We start from the raw sequence: 19,106 nt of genomic DNA, 5'->3' as shown, positions 1-19,106 counted from the left end.
CATGTTCAAGCCTTTGGCCCTGGCCGCTGCTGTGCTCGCTACTTTCAGCCTGAATGCCTTCGCGGCAAAAACCGAGTTGACGGTGTACACCGCCCTCGAAGCCGAGCAACTGAAGTCCTACAAAGAAGCCTTCGAAAAAGCCAACCCGGACGTCGAGATCAAATGGGTACGCGATTCCACCGGGATCATCACCGCCAAATTGCTCGCCGAAAAGGCCCGTCCGCAGGCTGACGCGGTGTGGGGCCTGGCGGCTTCCAGTCTGGCGATCCTCGATCAGCAAGGCATGCTGCAAAGCTACGCGCCGAAGGATCTCGGCAAGATCGGCACGAACTACCGCGACGCCGCCAACCCGCCAGCGTGGGTCGGCATGGACGTCTGGGCCGCGACCATCTGCTTCAACACCGTCGAAGCCGAGAAGCAGGGTTTGACCAAGCCAGTGAGCTGGCAGGATCTGACCAAGCCTGAGTACAAGGGCAAGATTGTTATGCCGAACCCGGCGTCGTCCGGCACCGGTTTCCTCGACGTCAGCGCCTGGCTGCAAACCTTCGGCGAGAAGCAGGGCTGGGCGTACATGGATGGCCTGCACCAGAACATCGGCCAGTACGTTCACTCCGGTTCCAAGCCTTGCAAACTGGCAGCGGCGGGCGAGTTTCCGATCGGGATTTCCTTTGAGTATCCGGCGGTACAGCTGAAGCGTCAGGGCGCGCCGCTGGACATCATCCTGCCGAAGGAAGGTCTGGGCTGGGAGATCGAAGCGACTGCCGTGATCAAAGGAACGCCGCATGAAGAGGCAGCGAAGAAACTGGCTGACTTCTCGGCGAGTGCTGAGGCGATGGATCTGTATAAAGAGAACTTCGCTGTTCTTGCACAGCCGGGGATCGCCAAGCCGCAGACCGAATTGCCGGCGGATTATGAGCAGCGTTTGATCAAGAACGACTTTGCCTGGGCCTCGAAGAATCGCGACGAGATTCTGACTGAGTGGCGCAAGCGTTATGACGGCAAGTCCGAGAAAGTGGCTGCCAAGTAAGATCTTTATCGACTGACAGGGCCCCTTCGCGAGCAAGCTCGCTCCCACACTGATCGTTCCCACGCTCCGCGTGGGAATGAATCCCGTGACGCTCCGCGTCACTATGGACGCAGAGCGTCCTTGGCTGCATTCCCACGCGGAGCGTGGGAACGATCATTGAGGTAGCTTCATGACACACCACAAAGACCTGCTCATCGTTGGCGCCGGCATTCTGGGCCTGTCCCACGCCTACGCCGCCGCCAAACGCGGCCTCAAGGTCGCCGTTTTCGAACGCACCGCCACCCCCCTCGGCGCTTCGGTGCGCAACTTCGGCCAGGCTCTGGTCACCGGCCAGCCCCCCGGCCCGATGCTTGAACTGGCCAAGGCCAGCCGCGAGATCTGGGGCGATTGGGCGCAACTCGCCGGCCTGCAAACCAAGCGCAACGGCTCGTATCTATTCGCCAGAACCGAAGCCGAAGAACACCTGCTCGAAACCTTCTGCGCCACTCGCGCCATTGAACACAACTACAACGTCGACCTGCTACGCGGCGCCGCGCTGCGCGATCTCTACAACGGCCAGTTCCGCCATCACCGCGCCGCGCTTCATGGCCTCGACGATCAACAGCTTTACTCTCGCGAAGCGATTCCTGCACTGATCGAATACCTGCGCCGCGACCTCGGCGTAGAGTTCCACTTCTCGACGCTGGTGCGCGACGTCGAACCCGGTCACCTGCACAGCACTGCCGGCACGTTTACCGCGAAGCAGATCATTGTCTGCTCCGGCCACGATTATCAAACCCTGCTGGCCGAACCAATCGCCGCGCTCGACCCGCAAATCTGCCGTCTACAAATGCTCCGCGCCAAACCGCAGATCGATCTGAATCTCCAGCACGCCTTGCTCACCGGCCTCAGCTGCGTGCATTACGGCGCCTTCGCCGATCTGCCGGAAGCGGCGGCGGTGCAGGCGCAAATCCTCCGTGAGCAACCGCACCTGCACGACAACGGCATCCACCTGCTGATCAGCCCGACGCCCTACGGCGAACTGATCATCGGCGACTCGCACCATTACGGCAGCGACGCTTCACCGTTCAACGCCGAGCAAGTGGACAACTGGATGATCGAACTGGCCGAGCAGACCCTGGGCTGCAAGGTGCAAGTGGTCGAGCGCTGGCAGGGCGTCTATGGTTCTCGGGGGCCGGGGCCGTTTTCGTTGCTGCGCCCGGCACCGGGGTTGAGTGTGGCGCTGATGCACACCGGCGTCGGCATGAGCGTCGGCCCGGCGATGGCCGAACGCAACGTTGCGCAGTTGTTGGAGGAGATTTGATGACAGGTCACGAGCAAACCGTCGCCAAGGTATTCGCGCTGTATGAGCGTTTTGGCTCCAGCGATTACATCGGCGAACCGGTGTCGCAGATCGAACACATGTCCCAAGCGGCCGAACTGGCGATCGCCGAGGGTTTTGATGATGAAGTGGTGCTGGCGGCGTTCTTCCATGACATCGGCCATTTGTGTGCCGAAGGGGCGGAGAACATGGGCGGGTATGGCGTGGTCAGTCATGAACGCCTGGGTGCGGATTATTTGCGCGAGGCCGGTTTCAGCGAACGTATGGCGCGGCTGGTGGAATATCACGTGCAGGCCAAGCGGTATCTGACGTTGCGTGAGCCGGGGTATTTCGAGCGGCTGAGTGAGGCGAGTCGGCGGACGCTGGAGTATCAGGGTGGGGTGATGACGGAGGCGGAGGCGGAGGTGTTTGAGCGGGATCCGTTGTGTGCGGTCAGTCTGCGGATGCGGCAGTGGGATGAGCTGGCCAAGGAGAGGGCGGTGCCGGTGATGGATTTGGCGGTGCTCAAGCGCAAGGCTGAGGTTTTGTTGTCGGCAGGGTGATTGTCGCCCTCACCCCAGCCCTCTCCCGGAGGGAGAGGGAGCCGATCTTCATGCCTTTCAAAACCTGAGTTCGACTGGATATCTCAGGTCGATGTATGACGGAAGAACAACACGGTCAGCTCCCTCTCCCTCCGGGAGAGGGCTGGGGTGAGGGTCGGCGTTTACAGCTCAAGCACTTTCTCCACCAGCCCCTCAATCTGCTCCTGCCTTTCCGCCTGATTCAACTTCGCCTGCGGATTCAACGACGACCACTGCGGATGCGCCCGCGCCTTGTTCAGCGCCTCCGGCAACTTGCCCTCGCGCCAGGTCTTATCCTGCGGAGTAGCGACCTGAACCGCATCCATCGCCGCATGCCCACGCTGATCCAGCGCCAACACCAACTGCCGCTGGCGCAGCGCCAACAGTCGCAACACCCCGTCATCCACCGTCAGCTCACGCTGCCCCTTGATCTTGCCGAGCAAGCGGCTGCCATAACTGCGCGCCGTTTGCAGCGCACCCCCGGCAATCGCCCCCGCCAACGCCGCTGCGCCAAGGGTAATCCCGCCAACCAGCAAATCCACACCAGCCCCCGCCGCTGCACCGGCAGCAATCCCGCCGCCCACGCGCACCCCGAGTTGCTTCAAGGTTTCCGGGTTGAACAGGTCATCACCCCAACGCCCATCGAGCAACGGCAAATCACTCGCCGCCGCATCCTGCGGACGAAACGCATACAGCTTGAGCAACGCCTCAACACACTTCTGCTCGCGCTGACGCACAGCCTTGCGCAATTCGCTGATGGCTTGCTGTTCCTGCTCGGCTTCACTGACCACACTGCGCCGACAAGCTGCACAGTCGATCAACAATTCAGCAATCAACCGCGCCGCACTTTGCTGACGCGCCTGGCGCTGAGCCTGTTGATCAGCAATCAACCGTTCCAGTTGCGGACGAGCATTTTCCAGCAGCAGCGCGAGGCTTTCATACAGCCGCCGCTCGCCATCTTCAGGCGGCGCCACACTGTCGAAACGCACCAGTGCATGTAGCCCCAGCCGCGCCAGCGCCTCGCGCCAATCCGGCTCGCGATGATTGGCGCTGCTGACGAAATTCAACACCGGCAGCAAGGGTTTGCCGCAACTGGCGAGCACTTCCAGTTCATCGCGGTACTTGGCCAGCACCGGCTCGCGCGCATCGATCACATACAAACCGGCGTCGGAGGCGAGCAGTTGCCGCAGCACTTTCGCCTCCTGCTCGAAACGCTGGCGCGCCTCGCTGCCGTCAAGAAACCGCGCCAGTCGCGCCGGGCCATCGAGGCGTTCGCCGGGGCGTTCCAGACGTTCGAGGAAATCCAGCAGCGCGATGGCATCTTCCAGCCCCGGCGTGTCGTAGAGGTCGAGCAATGGCTCGCCGTCCACCGACAACCGCGCGCCTTCGACATGCCGCGTGGTGCTCGGGCGATGGGAGACTTCGCCAAAACCGACGTCGCGGGTCAGCGTGCGCAACAGTGAGGTCTTGCCGACGTTGGTGTGGCCGACCACCGCGAGTTTCAGCGGCGCTTTCCAGGCATCAGTCATGACCCGTCTCCAGCCAGTTCAACGGCGCGCAATCGGCAAACTGCAGATCAAGCTGTTGCAGCGCGATGTGCCAGTCGCCGAGGCGTTCGGCATCCAGCGCTTCACCGGGCGGCGCTTGCAGCAGCCAGACGCGGGTTTCTCCGGCGTTGCGCGCCAGTTCGGCGATCAAGGCGAGGCTGCCGCGATCCGGCGAGCGCCGTGGGTCGCAGGCAATCGCCAGACGTGCCGGAGGGAAGCGACTGAGTTGTTCGAGAAGTTTATGGCGCGATTCGCGGCTGTCGAGGATGCCGGCGTTGCTGACGTTTTTCGGTAGCGCGGGCGGCCATGGACGTTGTTCGTCGAGTTCGATGGCGACCAGCAACGCACCTTCGCTGGCGAGTTCGCCGACGCTGCTTTCAACGCGGTGCAGTTGCGCAGGCTCCGGATCGTTGACGCCGAGGCGTTCACTGGTCGGCATCAGACGTTCGCGCAATTGCGCGTAGCCGGGCAGGTTCAAGTCCAGACGCAGCGCGGTTTTGCCGCTGTTCCAGCGCCAGAAACACAGCAACGTCAGCAGCAGACGCGGCAGCACGCCGTACACCATCAAAACGCCAACCAGCCAGGTCGCCCAGGCCTGGCGAGCGCTTTCGATGTCGAGCGCACCATCGCCGCTGGCGCGGATCATCTCCACCGTCGGCACGTTGAAACCGAGCAGCGACGGTAGATAACCGAGCGCGTGGGTGACATGGATAAAGGTGTCGGCGCTGAGAATCGTGGTTTCCCAGACGAAGCCGTAGCGCCGGGTCGCCATCAGCGTCAGCAGCAGAATCAGCGCGCTGAGCATCGCCAGCAACCACAAACCGTTGACCAGCGTACCGAGCGCCCAGCGATTGAGTTTCTTGCGTTGCAGCATCAGCAGCAGGGCGGGCGCCAGTTGCGCGGCTTTGGCGTCGCGGGCCATTTTTTCGCTGAGCCATAACCACAATCGCCCGAGCGTGGCGCCGTGTTCGCCGGCAAAGATCAAGCCCAGCAACCAGCTCAGCAGCAGAATCAGGTTCAGCCCGAGCAGACTGCCCAAGGCCCAGAACACATTGACCGGCGTCTGGCCGAGTGCGGCGAAGGCCAGACCGGCGCCGCTCAGTACCGCGAAGATCATCAGCAACACCAGCGCCAGACGCGCGCCTTGCAGCCAGTGTTTGAGTGCTGCCGTCAGCCCGTCACGTTCGGCCAGCCATAACGCGCGGCGTTGAATACGGCTCGGCAGATCGCCGCCGGCCGCGCGGGCTAGTCGATTGGCTTCCAGATCTTCCAGCGGGCCTGCGTGTTCTTCGCGCAGGCGCACGGTTTCGGTGAGCCAGAGGTTTTGCAGTGGAGTCAGTTCAGTCACGCGGCATCCCGTCGCTTAATCCAGCGCTGAGCATAACCGCTGTGGCGCTTATCGGGGTAAGCGCGGCTCTGGTATCCTCGCCGGCATGACTAAATCACTCCCCCTCAGCCTGATCGCAGCCCTCGGTGAAAACCGCGTGATCGGCGTCGACAACAGCATGCCCTGGCACCTGCCGGGGGACTTCAAATACTTCAAGGCCACCACCTTGGGCAAGCCGATCATCATGGGTCGCAAGACCTGGGATTCGCTTGGCCGACCGTTGCCGGGGCGCTTGAACATCGTCGTCAGCCGTCAGGCCGATCTGGTGCTGGAAGGTGCCGAGGTGTATCCGTCGCTGGAAGCAGCGGTGGTTCGCGCCGAAGAATGGGCGAAAGAGCAGGGCGTTGATGAGCTGATGCTGATTGGTGGCGCGCAGTTGTACGCGCAAGGGCTGGCGCAGGCGGATCGTCTGTATCTGACGCGCGTGGCGTTGAGCCCGGAAGGGGATGCGTGGTTTCCGGAGTTTGATTTGGAGCAGTGGAAGCTGGTGTCGAATGTGCCGAATCCGGCTGAAGGCGACAAACCCGCGTACAACTTCGAAGTCTGGGAAAAAGCCTAAATTGTGGCGAGGGGATTTATCCCCGTTGGGTTGCGCAGCAGCCCCAAAATAATGGGGTCGCTACGCAACCCAACGGGGATAAATCCCCTCGCCACAAGTATGTGTTGCAGTTAAGCCTGAGCAAGCTCCGCATGCTCATCAGCATCCAGCAGTTCTTTATCAGTCTGCTGCATCACCTGACTGGTAATCGCACCCGCCGTGATCGAGCCACTCACGTTCAACGCCGTACGCCCCATATCAATCAGTGGTTCAACCGAAATCAGCAACGCCACCAGTGACACCGGCAAACCCATCGCCGGCAGCACGATCAGCGCCGCGAACGTCGCGCCGCCACCGACACCGGCCACACCGGCTGAGCTCAGCGTCACAATCGCCACCAACGTCGCGATCCACAGCGGATCCAGCGGGTTGATGCCCACAGTCGGCGCAACCATCACCGCCAACATCGCCGGGTACAGCCCCGCGCAACCGTTCTGGCCAATCGTCGCACCGAACGATGCGGCAAAACTCGCCACCGACTGCGGAATTCCCAGACGACGCGTCTGCGCTTCAATGCTCAGTGGAATGCTCGCCGCGCTCGAACGGCTGGTAAACGCGAACGTCAGCACTGGCCAGATCTTGCGGAAGAAACGCAGCGGGTTGATCCCGGCCGCCGACACCAGCAAACCGTGTACGACGAACATCAGGCCGAGACCGAGGTACGACACCACGACAAAACTGCCGAGCTTGATGATGTCCTGCAGGTTGGAACCGGCGACCACTTTGGTCATCAGCGCCAGCACGCCGTACGGGGTCAGCTTCATCACCAGACGCACCAGACGCATCACCCAGGCTTGCAGGGTGTCGATGGCGTTGATCACTTTCTGACCTTTCTCGACGTCATCCTTGAGCAGTTGCAGCGCGGCAACCCCGAGGAATACGGCGAAAATCACCACGCTGATGATCGAGGTCGGCTTGGCCCGCGCCAGATCGGCGAACGGGTTTTGCGGGATGAACGACAGCAGCAGTTGCGGCACATTCAGGTCGGCGACCTTGCCGGCGTAGTCGGTCTGAATGGTTTGCAGACGGGCCATTTCCTGGGTGCCGGCGACCAGACCTTCAGCGGTGAGGCCGAACAGGTTGGTCAGGCCGATGCCGATCAGCGCCGCAATCGCGGTGGTGAACAGCAGGGTGCCGATGGTCAGGAAGCTGATTTTGCCCAACGACGACGCATTGTGCAGACGCGCCACGGCGCTGAGGATCGAGGCGAACACCAGCGGGATAACGATCATTTGCAGCAACTGCACGTAGCCGTTGCCGACCAGATCGAACCAGCCGATCGAGGTTTTCAGCACCGGGTTGCCGGCACCGTAAACGGTGTGCAACGCCACGCCGAAGGCCACGCCTAGCGCGAGTGCGAGCAGGACTTTTTTCGCCAGGCTCCACGTGGTGTGGCGGGTTTGCGCCAGACCGAACAGCAGGGCGAGGAACACCAGCAGGTTGAGAATCAACGGTAGGTTCATGAGAACTCCAGAAAGACTTTGCCAACAGCCTTCCGGGGCTGCTGCGAACCGGCAAGCCTAACAGCTTGATTTGCAATGATTTAATACCGAAATCTTAGGGCGTCCGTCGTTTTTGGAATAAGCGCTTGTCGCTCTCGGCAATGCATCTGGCGCAAATAGCGGCGTGGGCGGTCGCTGACAGACGAGGACTGTCATACACATTTGTTAGCGTCGATGCTTTTACATCAGGGAGAAAGCGTCGATGAAATTCGCACCGAAATTTCTGGCTGTCGCACTGGCGGTGGGCATGGGCCTGGCTTCTCAGGCTTTCGCAACTGAACTGAAACACTGGCCCGCCGATCAGGCCAAAGCGCTGGACGCGATGATCGCGGCCAACGCCAACAAAGGTAACTACGCGGTGTTCGACATGGACAACACCAGTTACCGCTACGACCTCGAAGAGTCGTTGCTGCCGTTCATGGAAAACAAGGGCCTGATCACCCGCGACAAACTCGACCCCTCCCTGAAATTGATGCCGTTCAAGGACACCGCCGACCACAAGGAAAGCCTGTTCAGTTACTACTACCGCCTCTGTGAAGTCGACGACATGGTCTGCTATCCGTGGGTGGCGCAGGTGTTCTCCGGCTTCACCCTCAAGGAACTCAAAGGCTACGTCGATGAGCTGATGGCCTCGGGCAAACCGGTGCCGGCGACGTATTACGAAGGTGATGTGGTCAAGAAGCTCGACGTGCAGCCGCCGAAAATCTTCACCGGCCAGGTTGAGCTGTACAACAAGCTGATGGAGAACGGCATCGAGGTTTACGTGATGACCGCGGCTTCCGAGGAACTGGTGCGCATGGTCGCGGCGGATCCGAAGTACGGCTACAACGTCAAACCGCAGAACGTTATCGGCGTGACCACGCTGCTGAAAAACCGCGAGACTAACGAACTGACCACTGCACGCAAGCAGATCACCGCCGGTAAATATGACGAGAAGGCCAATTTGGGTCTGGAGCTGACGCCATACCTGTGGACGCCGGCGACGTGGATGGCCGGCAAACATGCGGCGATCCTCACTTACATCGACGAGTGGAAAAAACCGGTGTTGGTCGGTGGCGATACGCCGACCAGCGACGGTTACATGCTGTTCCACGATGTTGACGTGGCCAAGGGCGGGATTCACTTGTGGATCAACCGCAAGGACAAGTACATGACGCAGTTGAACGGCATGATGGCCAAACACGCGGCGGCGCAGGCGAAGGAAGGGTTGCCGGTGACGGCGGACAAGAACTGGGTGATCGTCAAGCCTGAAGAAATCCAGTAACCCCCTGTAGGAGCTGCCGAAGGCTGCGATCTTTTGATCTTGTTTTAAGGGCAAGATCAAAAGATCGCAGCCTTCGGCAGCTCCTACAGGGAACGATCAGCCCCGCGCTCAGGCGGGGCATTTTTTTCGACGTTTAAGGCTTACAGCCCGTCAAGCATCGCTTTGTTACGCACAGCACCTTTGTCGGCGCTGGTCGCCAGCAGGGCGTAGGCCTTGAGGGCGGTGGTCACTTTGCGTGGACGAATCTCGACCGGTTTCCAGCCTTTCTTGTCCTGTTCGGCGCGGCGTGCCGCCAGTTCTTCGTCGCTGACCAACAGGTTGATCGAGCGGTTAGGGATGTCGATCAGCACTTTGTCGCCGTCCTGCACCAGACCGATCGCGCCGCCGGCCGCTGCTTCTGGCGAAGCGTGACCGATGGACAGGCCGGACGTACCGCCGGAGAAACGACCGTCGGTGAGCAATGCGCAGGCTTTGCCCAGGCCTTTGGATTTCAGGTACGAAGTCGGGTAGAGCATTTCCTGCATGCCCGGGCCGCCTTTCGGGCCTTCGTAGCGAATGATGACGATGTCGCCAGCCTTCACTTCGTCAGCGAGGATGCCGCGTACGGCGCTGTCCTGGCTTTCGAAGATCTTCGCGTTGCCTTCGAAGACGTGGATCGACTCGTCGACACCGGCGGTTTTCACCACGCAGCCATCGAGAGCAATGTTGCCGTACAGCACGGCCAAACCACCTTCTTGCGAATAGGCGTGTTCGACGCTGCGGATGCAGCCGTTTTCACGGTCGTCATCGAGGGTTTCCCAACGGGTCGACTGGCTGAACGCCGTCTGCGTCGGAATACCGGCAGGGCCGGCCTTGAAGAAGTGGTGCACGGCTTCATCGTCAGTCTGGGTGATGTCCCACTTGGCGATGCCTTCTTCCATGCTGCGGCTGTGCACGGTCGGCAGGTCGGTGTGCAGCAGACCGCCACGGGCCAGCGAACCGAGGATGCTGAAGATACCGCCAGCGCGGTGCACGTCTTCCATGTGGTACTTCTGGATGTTCGGCGCGACTTTGCACAGCTGCGGAACGCTGCGCGAAAGACGGTCGATGTCGCGCAGGTCGAAATCGATCTCGGCTTCCTGGGCGGCAGCGAGCAAGTGCAGGATGGTGTTGGTCGAACCGCCCATGGCGATGTCGAGCGTCATCGCGTTCTCGAACGCCTTGAAGTTGGCAATGTTGCGCGGCAGTACCGATTCGTCGTTCTCGCCGTAGTAACGCTTGCACAGCTCGACGATGGTGCGGCCGGCCTGCAGGAACAACTGCTCGCGATCGCTGTGGGTGGCGAGGGTCGAACCGTTGCCCGGCAATGCCAGACCCAGTGCTTCGGTCAGGCAGTTCATCGAGTTGGCGGTGAACATGCCGGAGCACGAACCGCACGTCGGGCAGGCGCTGCGCTCGTACTCAGCGACTTTCTCGTCAGAAGCGCTTTCGTCGGCAGCGATCACCATGGCATCGACAAGGTCGAGGCCGTGGGAGGCGAGTTTGGTCTTGCCGGCTTCCATCGGGCCGCCGGAAACGAAGATCACCGGAATGTTCAGGCGCAAGGCAGCCATCAACATGCCCGGGGTGATCTTGTCGCAATTGGAGATGCACACGATGGCGTCGGCGCAGTGGGCGTTGACCATGTACTCGACAGAGTCGGCGATGATCTCGCGGCTCGGCAGCGAGTACAGCATGCCGTCGTGACCCATGGCGATGCCGTCATCCACGGCGATGGTGTTGAATTCTTTCGCTACACCGCCAGCGCGTTCGATTTCGCGGGCGACCAGTTGGCCCAGATCCTTCAGATGCACGTGGCCCGGTACGAACTGGGTGAACGAGTTGGCAATGGCGATGATCGGCTTTTTGAAGTCGTCATCTTTCATCCCCGTGGCGCGCCACAGTGCGCGGGCGCCGGCCATGTTGCGGCCGTGGGTGGATGTTTTCGAGCGATAATCTGGCATGGAGCACTCCGGGCGGCTAATCAGGTACTAAATGGGAGTGAGCTTCTATTGACCTCTGGAACACTCAGAAATGGCCGTGTGTCCGGAAGTTGCCGATGACGTTGCGGGATCGCCGCTGGTCTCAGCCTGAGCTCATAAACCCGCCGGGGATGAATGGCGATGAATCTGCCGATTCTACACCGCTGGCGTCTGGAGGGAATGGCGCAAAGTGTTGTTCCAGTGCCGACGGCGCGTGTGGCATGACGACCGGCAGCTTTAATCACCGCCCGGCTGCGTCATGGCATGGCTTTCATGGATTCTGGCGCGACGGCTGATCCGACTGTTCAACGCCAGCGCCACGCCACTGAGCAGGACAAAGCTATAACCCAGCGTGGCTTGCAGGTTGGCCGGGCTCAGGCTGATCAATGCGCTGATAAGGCCGCCGCAGATAAAAGTGAGGGTACTGCCGGCCGCCGCCGAGGTACCGGCAAGCTCGGGGAACAGGCCCATGGCTTTCGACGTGGCGGCCGGGCGCGCGATGGTGGTGCCGGCGGTGCAGATCAGCATCGGAATCAGCACGGTCGCTGACGTCAACGCGAAGTTCGACGACAGGTACAGCATCGCCAGCCCCGACAGCAGGATCAGGCCAAGCCCGACGAGCATTTGTTGGCCGGGTTTGATTCGTCGGCTGAGGACTGTGGCGACGAGCCCTCCGACAATGTAGGCCGCGCCGTAGATCAACAGAATCAGTGAAAATTCATAAGGCGCCATTTGCAGTTGATCCATGAAGATCAACGGTGAAATCACGATGAAGGAAAAGTGGCAGGCGAAGGCGAACGCGGATATCAGCCAGTAGCTGACGAATTCGAAGTCGCCCAGCACTCGCCGATAAGAGCGAATGAAGCCGGGGCGAGCGCCGCTGTGAGACGGCCGGCTGTTGTCCAGAAACAGCCACGCCTTGATCAGCACCACGGCGGCCAACCCGATAAACACCCAGAAACTGCCGCGCCAGCCAAGTGTGGCCTGCAGGAAGGTGCCGGCCAGCGGCGATATCGAGATGAAAATCCCAGAGGCGGTGACCATCAGGATCCGCAGCCGATCGCGCTGCTCGCCTTCGAACAGATCCTGCACCAAGGCTTGCGACAACACGAAACAGCCACAGCCCAGGGCCTGCATCACGCGGAATATCAGGAACAGCGTGTAATCGCTGGTGCTTACGCAACCGAGGGCACCGAGCATCGAAATGCTCATGCCCACAAGCAGCAAACCCTTGCGCCCGATGGCATCCGACAGCGGCCCGATCAGCAGTTGCGCAAAAGCGATGCCCACCGCAAACAGGCTGATCGACAGCGCAATGTTGGCCGGAGTGGTGCTGAAGTGCTCGGCCAGTGCCGGAAACGATGGCAGCAGCACATCCAGCGGAAACACTCCCAGCAGCACCATCGCCATCAGCAGACTGACCGCGCCGCGGCGTTGCCCGGCGGTCACTGCGGCTTTTCCTCTATTCATCGACCAGGCCTGCCTTGGCGAACAATTTGCGGTTATTGATGAGGGCAAAGAATCCTGCTTTTGTCATCGCCTCCAGCGTTGCCTTCGCCCCGGCCTTGGTGCGCTGACGACTGGCTCTGGGGCTGATCAATCCGTCGAGGATTTTGCGAATGACGTCGTCGGCAATCCCGACACTGCGCAGGCTCTGTTTCAGCCAGCGCTCGTCGACTTCGAAAAAGATTCGCAGGAACTCCAGGAGCATTCTGGCGCTGAAGGTGCGTTGGCGGCTGTTCAGGGTCAGCCACAGGTAATGGAACACTTCTGAAAAATAGCGGCTGTGACGGGCCTCGTCGGCGAGGTGATCGCGCAGCATGTCGCTGACGCTGGAGACCAGCGTGTCACGGCAAACCTCGAGCAACTCCCGGGCAATGATCGTCTCCGAGACGAAGCCGAGCAGAAACCACGCGAGTGGGCGATCCGTCTCGGGCACTCGGGTAATCGCGGTGTTCAACTGGGTAATGCGCAAGGGCATCACCGGGCGCTCGGTAATGCCGTACTGGCTGGCGATCTGCTCGGCCAGTTGACTGGAGAACAGCGCGTGATACCCCTCGTCGGTGTACAGCTGCAGCGCCGCATTTTTCATGCGCGAGGGCACGAACGCGGGCAACTCGCCGTGAACGATGGTTTCTACTGCGCGGTTGACGATGCGGTGTTCGAGCAGCGTGGTGTAATCGAGGAAATGCACCAGATGATTGGCCGTCAGCCGTTGTATGACCTCGCTGCCAGCAGCGCGAATGGCCGGATGTGAGAGGTACGGCAAAAAGGCCGGGGGAAACCAGTGGCGGGTTTTCAGCTGTTCTTGCAGGTCGTCCGGCAATTGATAGGTGTGTTGAGAGGTGCGCACCGAAGCGCGGCTGTTCCAGTCATCGAGGGTGAACTTGTGCGCCCAAGACAGCGAGGCTTCCAGTTGATCGGAGGTGATTGCGTTCATGCTTGCACCTCCAGCAACAGCGCCTGCATTTCCTGACACATCGCTTGACCGTCGCTGGCGCCGCAACCGACGAAGAACAATGGTTGTTCCGCGCTGCCGGTAATTTTCAGCAGGGCTTCAACCTGATCATCAGAAAACGCGCCGGTCAGCCAGGTGCCGAGACCGAGGGCCGTGGCAACCAACTGAAAGGATTGCGACAAGTGCCCAGCCTCCACGAACGCCATGCGATAGGCGCGTGAGTGTTCATATTTCCACCAGAGCTTGTCGAAACGCGCGGTAATGAACAGGCCCAGCGGCAGGTTGTTGATGAAGTGTTGTCCGCCGAGCAGTTGACCCAGCGCCGTGTCGGGCAGCGGGTTTATCAGGCTCAAGGCGTGCTCTACCGGGTGATAGGCGTAGATGCCGGGTTTCAAGCCGCTGACGTTCTGCACCAGCGCAAAACCTTCGCACGCATTCAAACCGCCGCCGGAAGGACTGCTGCGACGGGCATCAAGCCCGAGGGCGATACTGCTGTCACGATCCTGCTGGCGTTCGTGCAGATAACCGAGGGAAAGATAGAGCAGGGTGGAAACGTCATTCAGCGTGACCGCTTCACCGGTAAAGGAACGACTGGTTTTACGCTGGCGCAGGACGTTTCCCAAGCGGTCGTTGCTTAGCACGGCAGGCGCCGGCAGCGCGATGCGTCGCGCGCCTTCCAGTGTGGGGCGTTCTTTATCGGGCGGTGGTTTGCTCAGTACGTCATTGCAATGATCCAGATATTGTCTGGACCATTCATTAATGTTCTTGGGTGTCGCTTCGCAGGGAATGTTCTGCGTGCCTATATGAAATATCTTGGATAACTCATCCCAGCCCCAGGGCGGGTTGTCTATTTTTGCAATGGTTAAAATACCCACGCTCAATAGTTGTATGTCTATTATGTTGCGACTGTCGAATGCGTTCGGGTTGTCGATAAGTTTCGCCAGTCTTGAAGCGTAATCAAGATCAAGTTCATGTTGAGTGTGTTCTTTATAGTTCCAGACGATTTGTCCGGGCGTGCGCGGCAATATGAATAAGTACGGATTGATGTGCATGTTCAATGCTTCACTCTGGAAAGGGCTGATGGACGCTGGGGTGCCGGCACTCCCCAGCGTCCTGACTTACTTAGCGGGCTTTAGGCGCAACCAGAAAAGCGAGGTTTGCGATTTTGTTGGTTTCCAGAGTAATTGCTTTCATAGTATGAACTCCTTGTTCATTAAGATTGAATGCCACCTCGTGGTGACAACTCAATAATAGTTTGTAATCGATTAATGGCAAGTGGAGATTAAGTAGGAAAAATCCAGTAATTTTGTCGGAGCGATCTCGCCCCTTGTACAAACTTGTCAGTTGTTTTTCTGTAATTAACAGATGTGCGGAAAATTCCTGCAAGACTGTAGGAAGTTAATTGTAGGAGTCGGCTGGATTTGAAGTGAAATAGACGGCCTTGCACCGCCCAAAAACAAACGGGGAGCCCTTGGGCCCCCCGTTTTTACTGACCAATCAGCTGTTTGGCAGCAGACGGCAGGTGATGCTTTTGATGTAGCGGGTTTCGGCGATGGCTGGGTGCACCGGGTGATCCGGGCCCTGACCGCCGCGCTCGAGCATCTGGATGTTGCGATCCAGATGACGGGCGCTGGTCAGCAGAATGTTCTGCAGATCGTCTTCCGGCAGGTGCATCGAGCACGAAGCGCTGATCAGGATGCCGTCCTTGTTGAGCAGGCGCATGGCTTGCTCGTTCAGACGACGGTAGGCGCCTTCGCCGTTCTTCATGTCTTTCTTGCGTTTGATGAACGCCGGCGGATCGGCAACGATCACGTCGAAACGCTCTTCGCTGGCTTTCAGCTCTTTCAGCGCTTCGAAGACGTCGCCTTCGATGCAGGTCATCTTGTCGGCAAAGCCGTTCAGTGCGGCGTTGCGCTCAACGCCGTCGAGAGCGAAGGCAGAGGCATCGACGCAGAACACTTCGCTGGCGCCGAAGGCAGCAGCTTGCACGCCCCAGCCACCGATGTAGCTATAAAGGTCGAGAACGCGTTTGCCCTTGGCGTAAGGCGCCATGCGTGCGCGGTTCATGCGGTGGTCGTAGAACCAGCCGGTTTTCTGACCCTGAATGACCGGGGCTTCGAATTTCACGCCGTTCTCTTCCAGCGCCACCCACTCCGGCACCAGGCCGAACACGGTTTCGACGTAACGATTGAGGCCTTCGGCGTCACGCGCGGCGGAGTCGTTCTTGAAGAGGATGCCGCTTGGCTTGAGCACTTGGGTCAGCGCTGCGATCACGTCATCTTTGTGCGCTTCCATGGTCGCCGAGGCGATCTGGACTACGAGGATGTCGCCGAAACGGTCAACCACCAGACCCGGCAACAGGTCGGAGTCGCCGTAGACCAGACGGTAGAACGGCTTGTCGAACAGGCGATCGCGCAGCGACAGGGCCACGTTCAGACGGTGCACCAGCAGCGACTTGTCCAGTTGCACCTTGATGTCGCGGGACACCAGACGGGCGCAGATCAGGTTGTTCGGGCTCATCGCAACGATGCCCAAAGTCTTGCCGCCGGCGGCTTCGAGGATCGCCTGATCGCCGGCCTTGAAGCCGTGCAACGGGGTGGCGGCCACATCGATTTCGTTGCTGTAGACCCACAAGTGGCCGTTGCGCAGGCGACGGTCGGCGTTGGCTTTGAGGCGCAGGCTAGGCAGGGACATGACGTCGCTCCGGAAAAAAGAGCGGGAGTATAGCGCGTCAGGCCGGCTGATTGGCCGGCAAATGGACATGTGGTGCGTTCCAGCGGCGATGGGATTTACTTGTGGCGAGGGGATTTATCTGTGGCGAGGGGATTTATCCCCGTTGGACGGCGCAGCCGTCCCAAATCCATCTGACACGGCATGTCTGATACACCGCGCTGTCAGGTTTTGCGACTGCTGCGCAGCCGAACGGGGATAAATCCCCTCGCCACAATAGATCAGTGTGAAAGGAGAAATGAATTCACATGTGGGAGCGGGCTTGCTCGCGAAGACTGCCTTGAACGCTAGGCAGACAATGTATCGATCAGCTCTTTGCTGAACGCCGGAATATCATCCGGCTGGCGGCTGCTGATCAGGTTGCCGTCCTTGACCACTTCTTTATCCACCCAATGTGCGCCGGCGTTGACCAGATCATCCTTGACGGTTTTATAGCTGGTCATGGTTTTGCCATTCACCAGCCCCGCCGAAATCAACAGCCAGCTGCCATGGCAGATCACCGCAATCGGTTTGCCGGCCGAGGCGCCGGTCTTGACCAGATGCTGGGCGTCCTGATCGATGCGAATGGTGTCGGAGTTTTGCACGCCGCCCGGCAACACCACCGCGTCGTACTGCTCAATGCTGGCAGCCTGGAAGGTCTGATCGACCTTGAAGTCATCCGCCGGTTTGTCGTGGTTCCAGCCTTTGACCGTACCGGTCTCGGCCGAGAGGATGTCGACTTGCGCGCCAGCCTGTTCCAGCGCTTGCTTGGGGCCGGTCAGTTCGACCTGTTCGAAACCGTCGGTTACCAAAAAAGCGACGCGCTTGCCGTTGAGGGAAGTGGCCATCGATAAGCTCCTGAGTCAGTGGGAATTTGTTGGCGCAGCGGCCAGAAAATTTTCGCCGCGCCTTACCAAATCCGAAGCCTGAGCTTGAATGAAAGTTCCTCCGATGTGCCCGTCGGTGTGTCGCCCTGCGGTCTCAGCGGTTAGAATCGCCGCCTGTCCCTGAGTGTGTACATATGTCCCAAGAGCTGACCACCGAACAGATTCAACAATCGCTGCAAGGCATCAGTGTGCCGGCGCAACCGCAGATCATGGTGGATCTGCAAATGGAGCAGTACATGCCCGACCCGGATCTGGAGGTGATCGCCAAGCTGATCGCCCAGGATCCCGGCCTGTCCGGTTCGTTGCTGAAAATCGTCAACTCGCCTTATTACGGCTTGAGCAACAAGATCACTTCGATTCAGCGCGCGGTGAATCTGCTGGGCAGCCGTTCGATCATCAATCTGATCAACGCGCAGTCGATCAAGGGCGAGATGAATGACGACACCATCGTCACGCTCAACCGTTTCTGGGACACCGCCCAAGACGTGGCGATGACCTGCCTGACGCTGGCCAAACGCATCGGCACTCAGGCCGGCGATGAAGCCTATGCGCTGGGCCTGTTCCACGATTGCGGCGTGCCGTTGATGCTGCAGCGTTTCCCCAATTACATGTCGGTGCTGGAAGAGGCGTATGCCAACGCCAGCCAGACCTGTCGCGTGGTCGATACCGAAAACCGTACGTTCAACACCAACCATGCGGTGGTCGGCTATTACACAGCGAAGTCGTGGCGTTTGCCGGAGCATGTCAGTGCCGCGATCGCCAATCACCACAACGCCTTGGCGATTTTCAGCGACGAGTCGTCGCGCAACAGCCAGTTGAAGAATCTGTTGGCGCTGTTGAAGATGGCCGAACACATTTGTGCGTCGTATCGCGTGCTGGGCAACCAGACCGAAGACCACGAGTGGAACAGCATCGGCCCGCTGATTCTCGATTACGTCGGTCTGTCGGACTACGATTTCGAAACCCTCAAACAAACGATTCGCGACCTCGGCGCGCATTGATTCGAGGACACCATGCCTGAACTGCCGGAAGTCGAAACCACCCGTCGCGGGATCGCCCCGCATCTGGAAGGCCAGCGTGTCAGCCGGGTGATCGTGCGTGACCGGCGGTTGCGCTGGCCGATCCCCGAAGACCTCGATGTGCGCCTGTCCGGGCAGCGCATTGTGCTGGTCGAGCGGCGTGCCAAATATTTGTTGATCAACGCTGAAGTCGGCACGTTGATCAGCCATTTGGGCATGTCGGGCAATTTGCGTCTGGTCGAAGCGGGGCTGCCGGCGCTCAAGCATGAGCACGTCGACATCGAACTCGAGTCGGGGCTGGCGCTGCGCTACACCGATCCGCGCCGGTTCGGAGCTATGCTGTGGAGCACCGATCCGCTCAACCATGAATTGCTGATTCGCCTCGGGCCGGAGCCGTTGACCGATCTGTTCGATGGCGAGCGTTTGTTTCAGCTGTCGCGCGGGCGTTCGATGGCGGTCAAGCCGTTCATCATGGACAACGCAATCGTGGTCGGCGTCGGCAATATTTATGCGACGGAAGCGCTGTTCGCCGCCGGTATCGATCCGCGCCGCGAGGCCGGGGGCATCTCCCGTGGGCGCTATCTGAAGCTGGCGATCGAGATCAAACGCATCCTCGCCGCCGCCATCGAACGTGGCGGCACGACGTTGCGCGATTTCATTGGTGGCGACGGTCAGCCGGGGTATTTCCAGCAGGAACTGTTTGTCTATGGCCGGGGTGGTGAGCACTGCAAGGTCTGCGGCACCGGCCTGCGCGAAGTGAAGCTCGGCCAGCGCGCCAGTGTGTTTTGCCCACGCTGCCAGAGCTGAAAAAGTCCTGGGGTCTATAG

At 60.0% G+C, this 19,106-nt stretch carries 16 protein-coding genes; 7 read left to right on the top strand and 9 right to left on the bottom strand.

Annotated features, from left to right (window positions below):
* The first annotated feature begins 1 nt into the window (after position 1).
* From KFS80_RS14095 to KFS80_RS14085, 3 genes are all read left to right on the top strand, one after another.
* Positions 2-1,027, top strand: a complete 1,026-nt coding sequence (locus KFS80_RS14095; protein WP_212545102.1) for a putative 2-aminoethylphosphonate ABC transporter substrate-binding protein — start codon at positions 2-4, stop codon at positions 1,025-1,027.
* 169 nt (positions 1,028-1,196) lie between these two features.
* Positions 1,197-2,330: a TIGR03364 family FAD-dependent oxidoreductase gene (locus KFS80_RS14090; protein WP_212545101.1), complete on the top strand. Its 1,134-nt coding sequence runs from the start codon at positions 1,197-1,199 to the stop codon at positions 2,328-2,330.
* Positions 2,330-2,890, top strand: coding sequence for a phosphonate degradation HD-domain oxygenase (locus tag KFS80_RS14085; RefSeq protein ID WP_212545100.1), 561 nt, complete (start codon positions 2,330-2,332; stop codon positions 2,888-2,890). The genes KFS80_RS14090 and KFS80_RS14085 overlap by 1 nt, the downstream gene beginning before the upstream one ends.
* Before the next feature lie 161 nt (positions 2,891-3,051).
* Here KFS80_RS14085 and KFS80_RS14080 read toward each other — a convergent pair whose 3' ends face one another.
* The gene (locus tag KFS80_RS14080) at positions 3,052-4,437 is read right to left on the bottom strand and encodes a GTPase/DUF3482 domain-containing protein (RefSeq protein ID WP_212545099.1); all 1,386 of its coding nucleotides are present in this window, start codon (positions 4,435-4,437) and stop codon (positions 3,052-3,054) included.
* Entirely contained in the window at positions 4,430-5,803 is a 1,374-nt protein-coding gene (locus KFS80_RS14075; RefSeq protein ID WP_212545098.1) for a DUF2868 domain-containing protein, read from the bottom strand. Before KFS80_RS14075 ends, KFS80_RS14080 begins: the two co-directional genes overlap by 8 nt.
* Positions 5,804-5,888: 85 nt before the next feature.
* On the opposite strand from KFS80_RS14075, the gene KFS80_RS14070 reads away from it, so the two are divergent.
* Positions 5,889-6,401: a dihydrofolate reductase gene (locus KFS80_RS14070; RefSeq protein ID WP_212545097.1), complete on the top strand. Its 513-nt coding sequence runs from the start codon at positions 5,889-5,891 to the stop codon at positions 6,399-6,401.
* Positions 6,402-6,511: 110 nt separating this feature from the next.
* On the opposite strand, the gene KFS80_RS14065 is transcribed toward KFS80_RS14070, so the two are convergent.
* Complete coding sequence (locus tag KFS80_RS14065; RefSeq protein WP_212545096.1) at positions 6,512-7,903, bottom strand: L-cystine transporter; 1,392 nt, start codon at positions 7,901-7,903, stop codon at positions 6,512-6,514.
* Between the two features lie 241 nt (positions 7,904-8,144).
* On the opposite strand from KFS80_RS14065, the gene KFS80_RS14060 reads away from it, so the two are divergent.
* Complete coding sequence (locus KFS80_RS14060; protein ID WP_212545095.1) at positions 8,145-9,206, top strand: HAD family hydrolase; 1,062 nt, start codon at positions 8,145-8,147, stop codon at positions 9,204-9,206.
* Between the two features lie 140 nt (positions 9,207-9,346).
* On the opposite strand, the gene ilvD is transcribed toward KFS80_RS14060, so the two are convergent.
* The 6 genes from ilvD to KFS80_RS14030 all read right to left on the bottom strand — a co-directional run bounded on the left by ilvD (position 9,347) and on the right by KFS80_RS14030 (position 17,221).
* Positions 9,347-11,188, bottom strand: a complete 1,842-nt coding sequence (gene ilvD, locus KFS80_RS14055; RefSeq protein WP_212545094.1) for a dihydroxy-acid dehydratase — start codon at positions 11,186-11,188, stop codon at positions 9,347-9,349.
* A gap of 255 nt (positions 11,189-11,443) precedes the next feature.
* Positions 11,444-12,676 (bottom strand): MFS transporter, encoded by a 1,233-nt coding sequence (locus KFS80_RS14050; RefSeq protein WP_212545093.1) that lies wholly within the window; start codon positions 12,674-12,676, stop codon positions 11,444-11,446.
* The gene (locus tag KFS80_RS14045) at positions 12,669-13,646 is read right to left on the bottom strand and encodes a diiron oxygenase (protein WP_212545092.1); all 978 of its coding nucleotides are present in this window, start codon (positions 13,644-13,646) and stop codon (positions 12,669-12,671) included. The genes KFS80_RS14050 and KFS80_RS14045 overlap by 8 nt, the downstream gene beginning before the upstream one ends.
* A complete protein-coding gene (locus KFS80_RS14040; protein WP_212545091.1) occupies positions 13,643-14,716 on the bottom strand; it encodes a SagB family peptide dehydrogenase in 1,074 nt (357 codons plus the stop codon). Before KFS80_RS14040 ends, KFS80_RS14045 begins: the two co-directional genes overlap by 4 nt.
* Positions 14,717-15,161: 445 nt before the next feature.
* Positions 15,162-16,358, bottom strand: a complete 1,197-nt coding sequence (locus tag KFS80_RS14035; protein ID WP_212545090.1) for a class I SAM-dependent rRNA methyltransferase — start codon at positions 16,356-16,358, stop codon at positions 15,162-15,164.
* Positions 16,359-16,681: 323 nt separating this feature from the next.
* On the bottom strand, positions 16,682-17,221 hold the full coding sequence (locus tag KFS80_RS14030; RefSeq protein ID WP_212545089.1) for a type 1 glutamine amidotransferase domain-containing protein: 540 nt from the start codon (positions 17,219-17,221) through the stop codon (positions 16,682-16,684).
* A gap of 227 nt (positions 17,222-17,448) precedes the next feature.
* Between KFS80_RS14030 and KFS80_RS14025 the strand changes: the two genes are divergently transcribed.
* Both KFS80_RS14025 and mutM read left to right on the top strand, forming a co-directional pair.
* On the top strand, positions 17,449-18,261 hold the full coding sequence (locus KFS80_RS14025) for an HDOD domain-containing protein (RefSeq protein ID WP_212545145.1): 813 nt from the start codon (positions 17,449-17,451) through the stop codon (positions 18,259-18,261).
* A 12-nt stretch (positions 18,262-18,273) separates the two neighbouring features.
* Positions 18,274-19,086 (top strand): bifunctional DNA-formamidopyrimidine glycosylase/DNA-(apurinic or apyrimidinic site) lyase, encoded by an 813-nt coding sequence (mutM, locus tag KFS80_RS14020; protein ID WP_053124742.1) that lies wholly within the window; start codon positions 18,274-18,276, stop codon positions 19,084-19,086.
* Positions 19,087-19,106: the final 20 nt, after the last annotated feature.

This window comes from Pseudomonas rustica, assembly GCF_018336155.1.
GTDB lineage: Bacteria > Pseudomonadota > Gammaproteobacteria > Pseudomonadales > Pseudomonadaceae > Aquipseudomonas > Aquipseudomonas rustica.
This window is presented reverse-complemented; position numbering and strand designations above follow the sequence as displayed.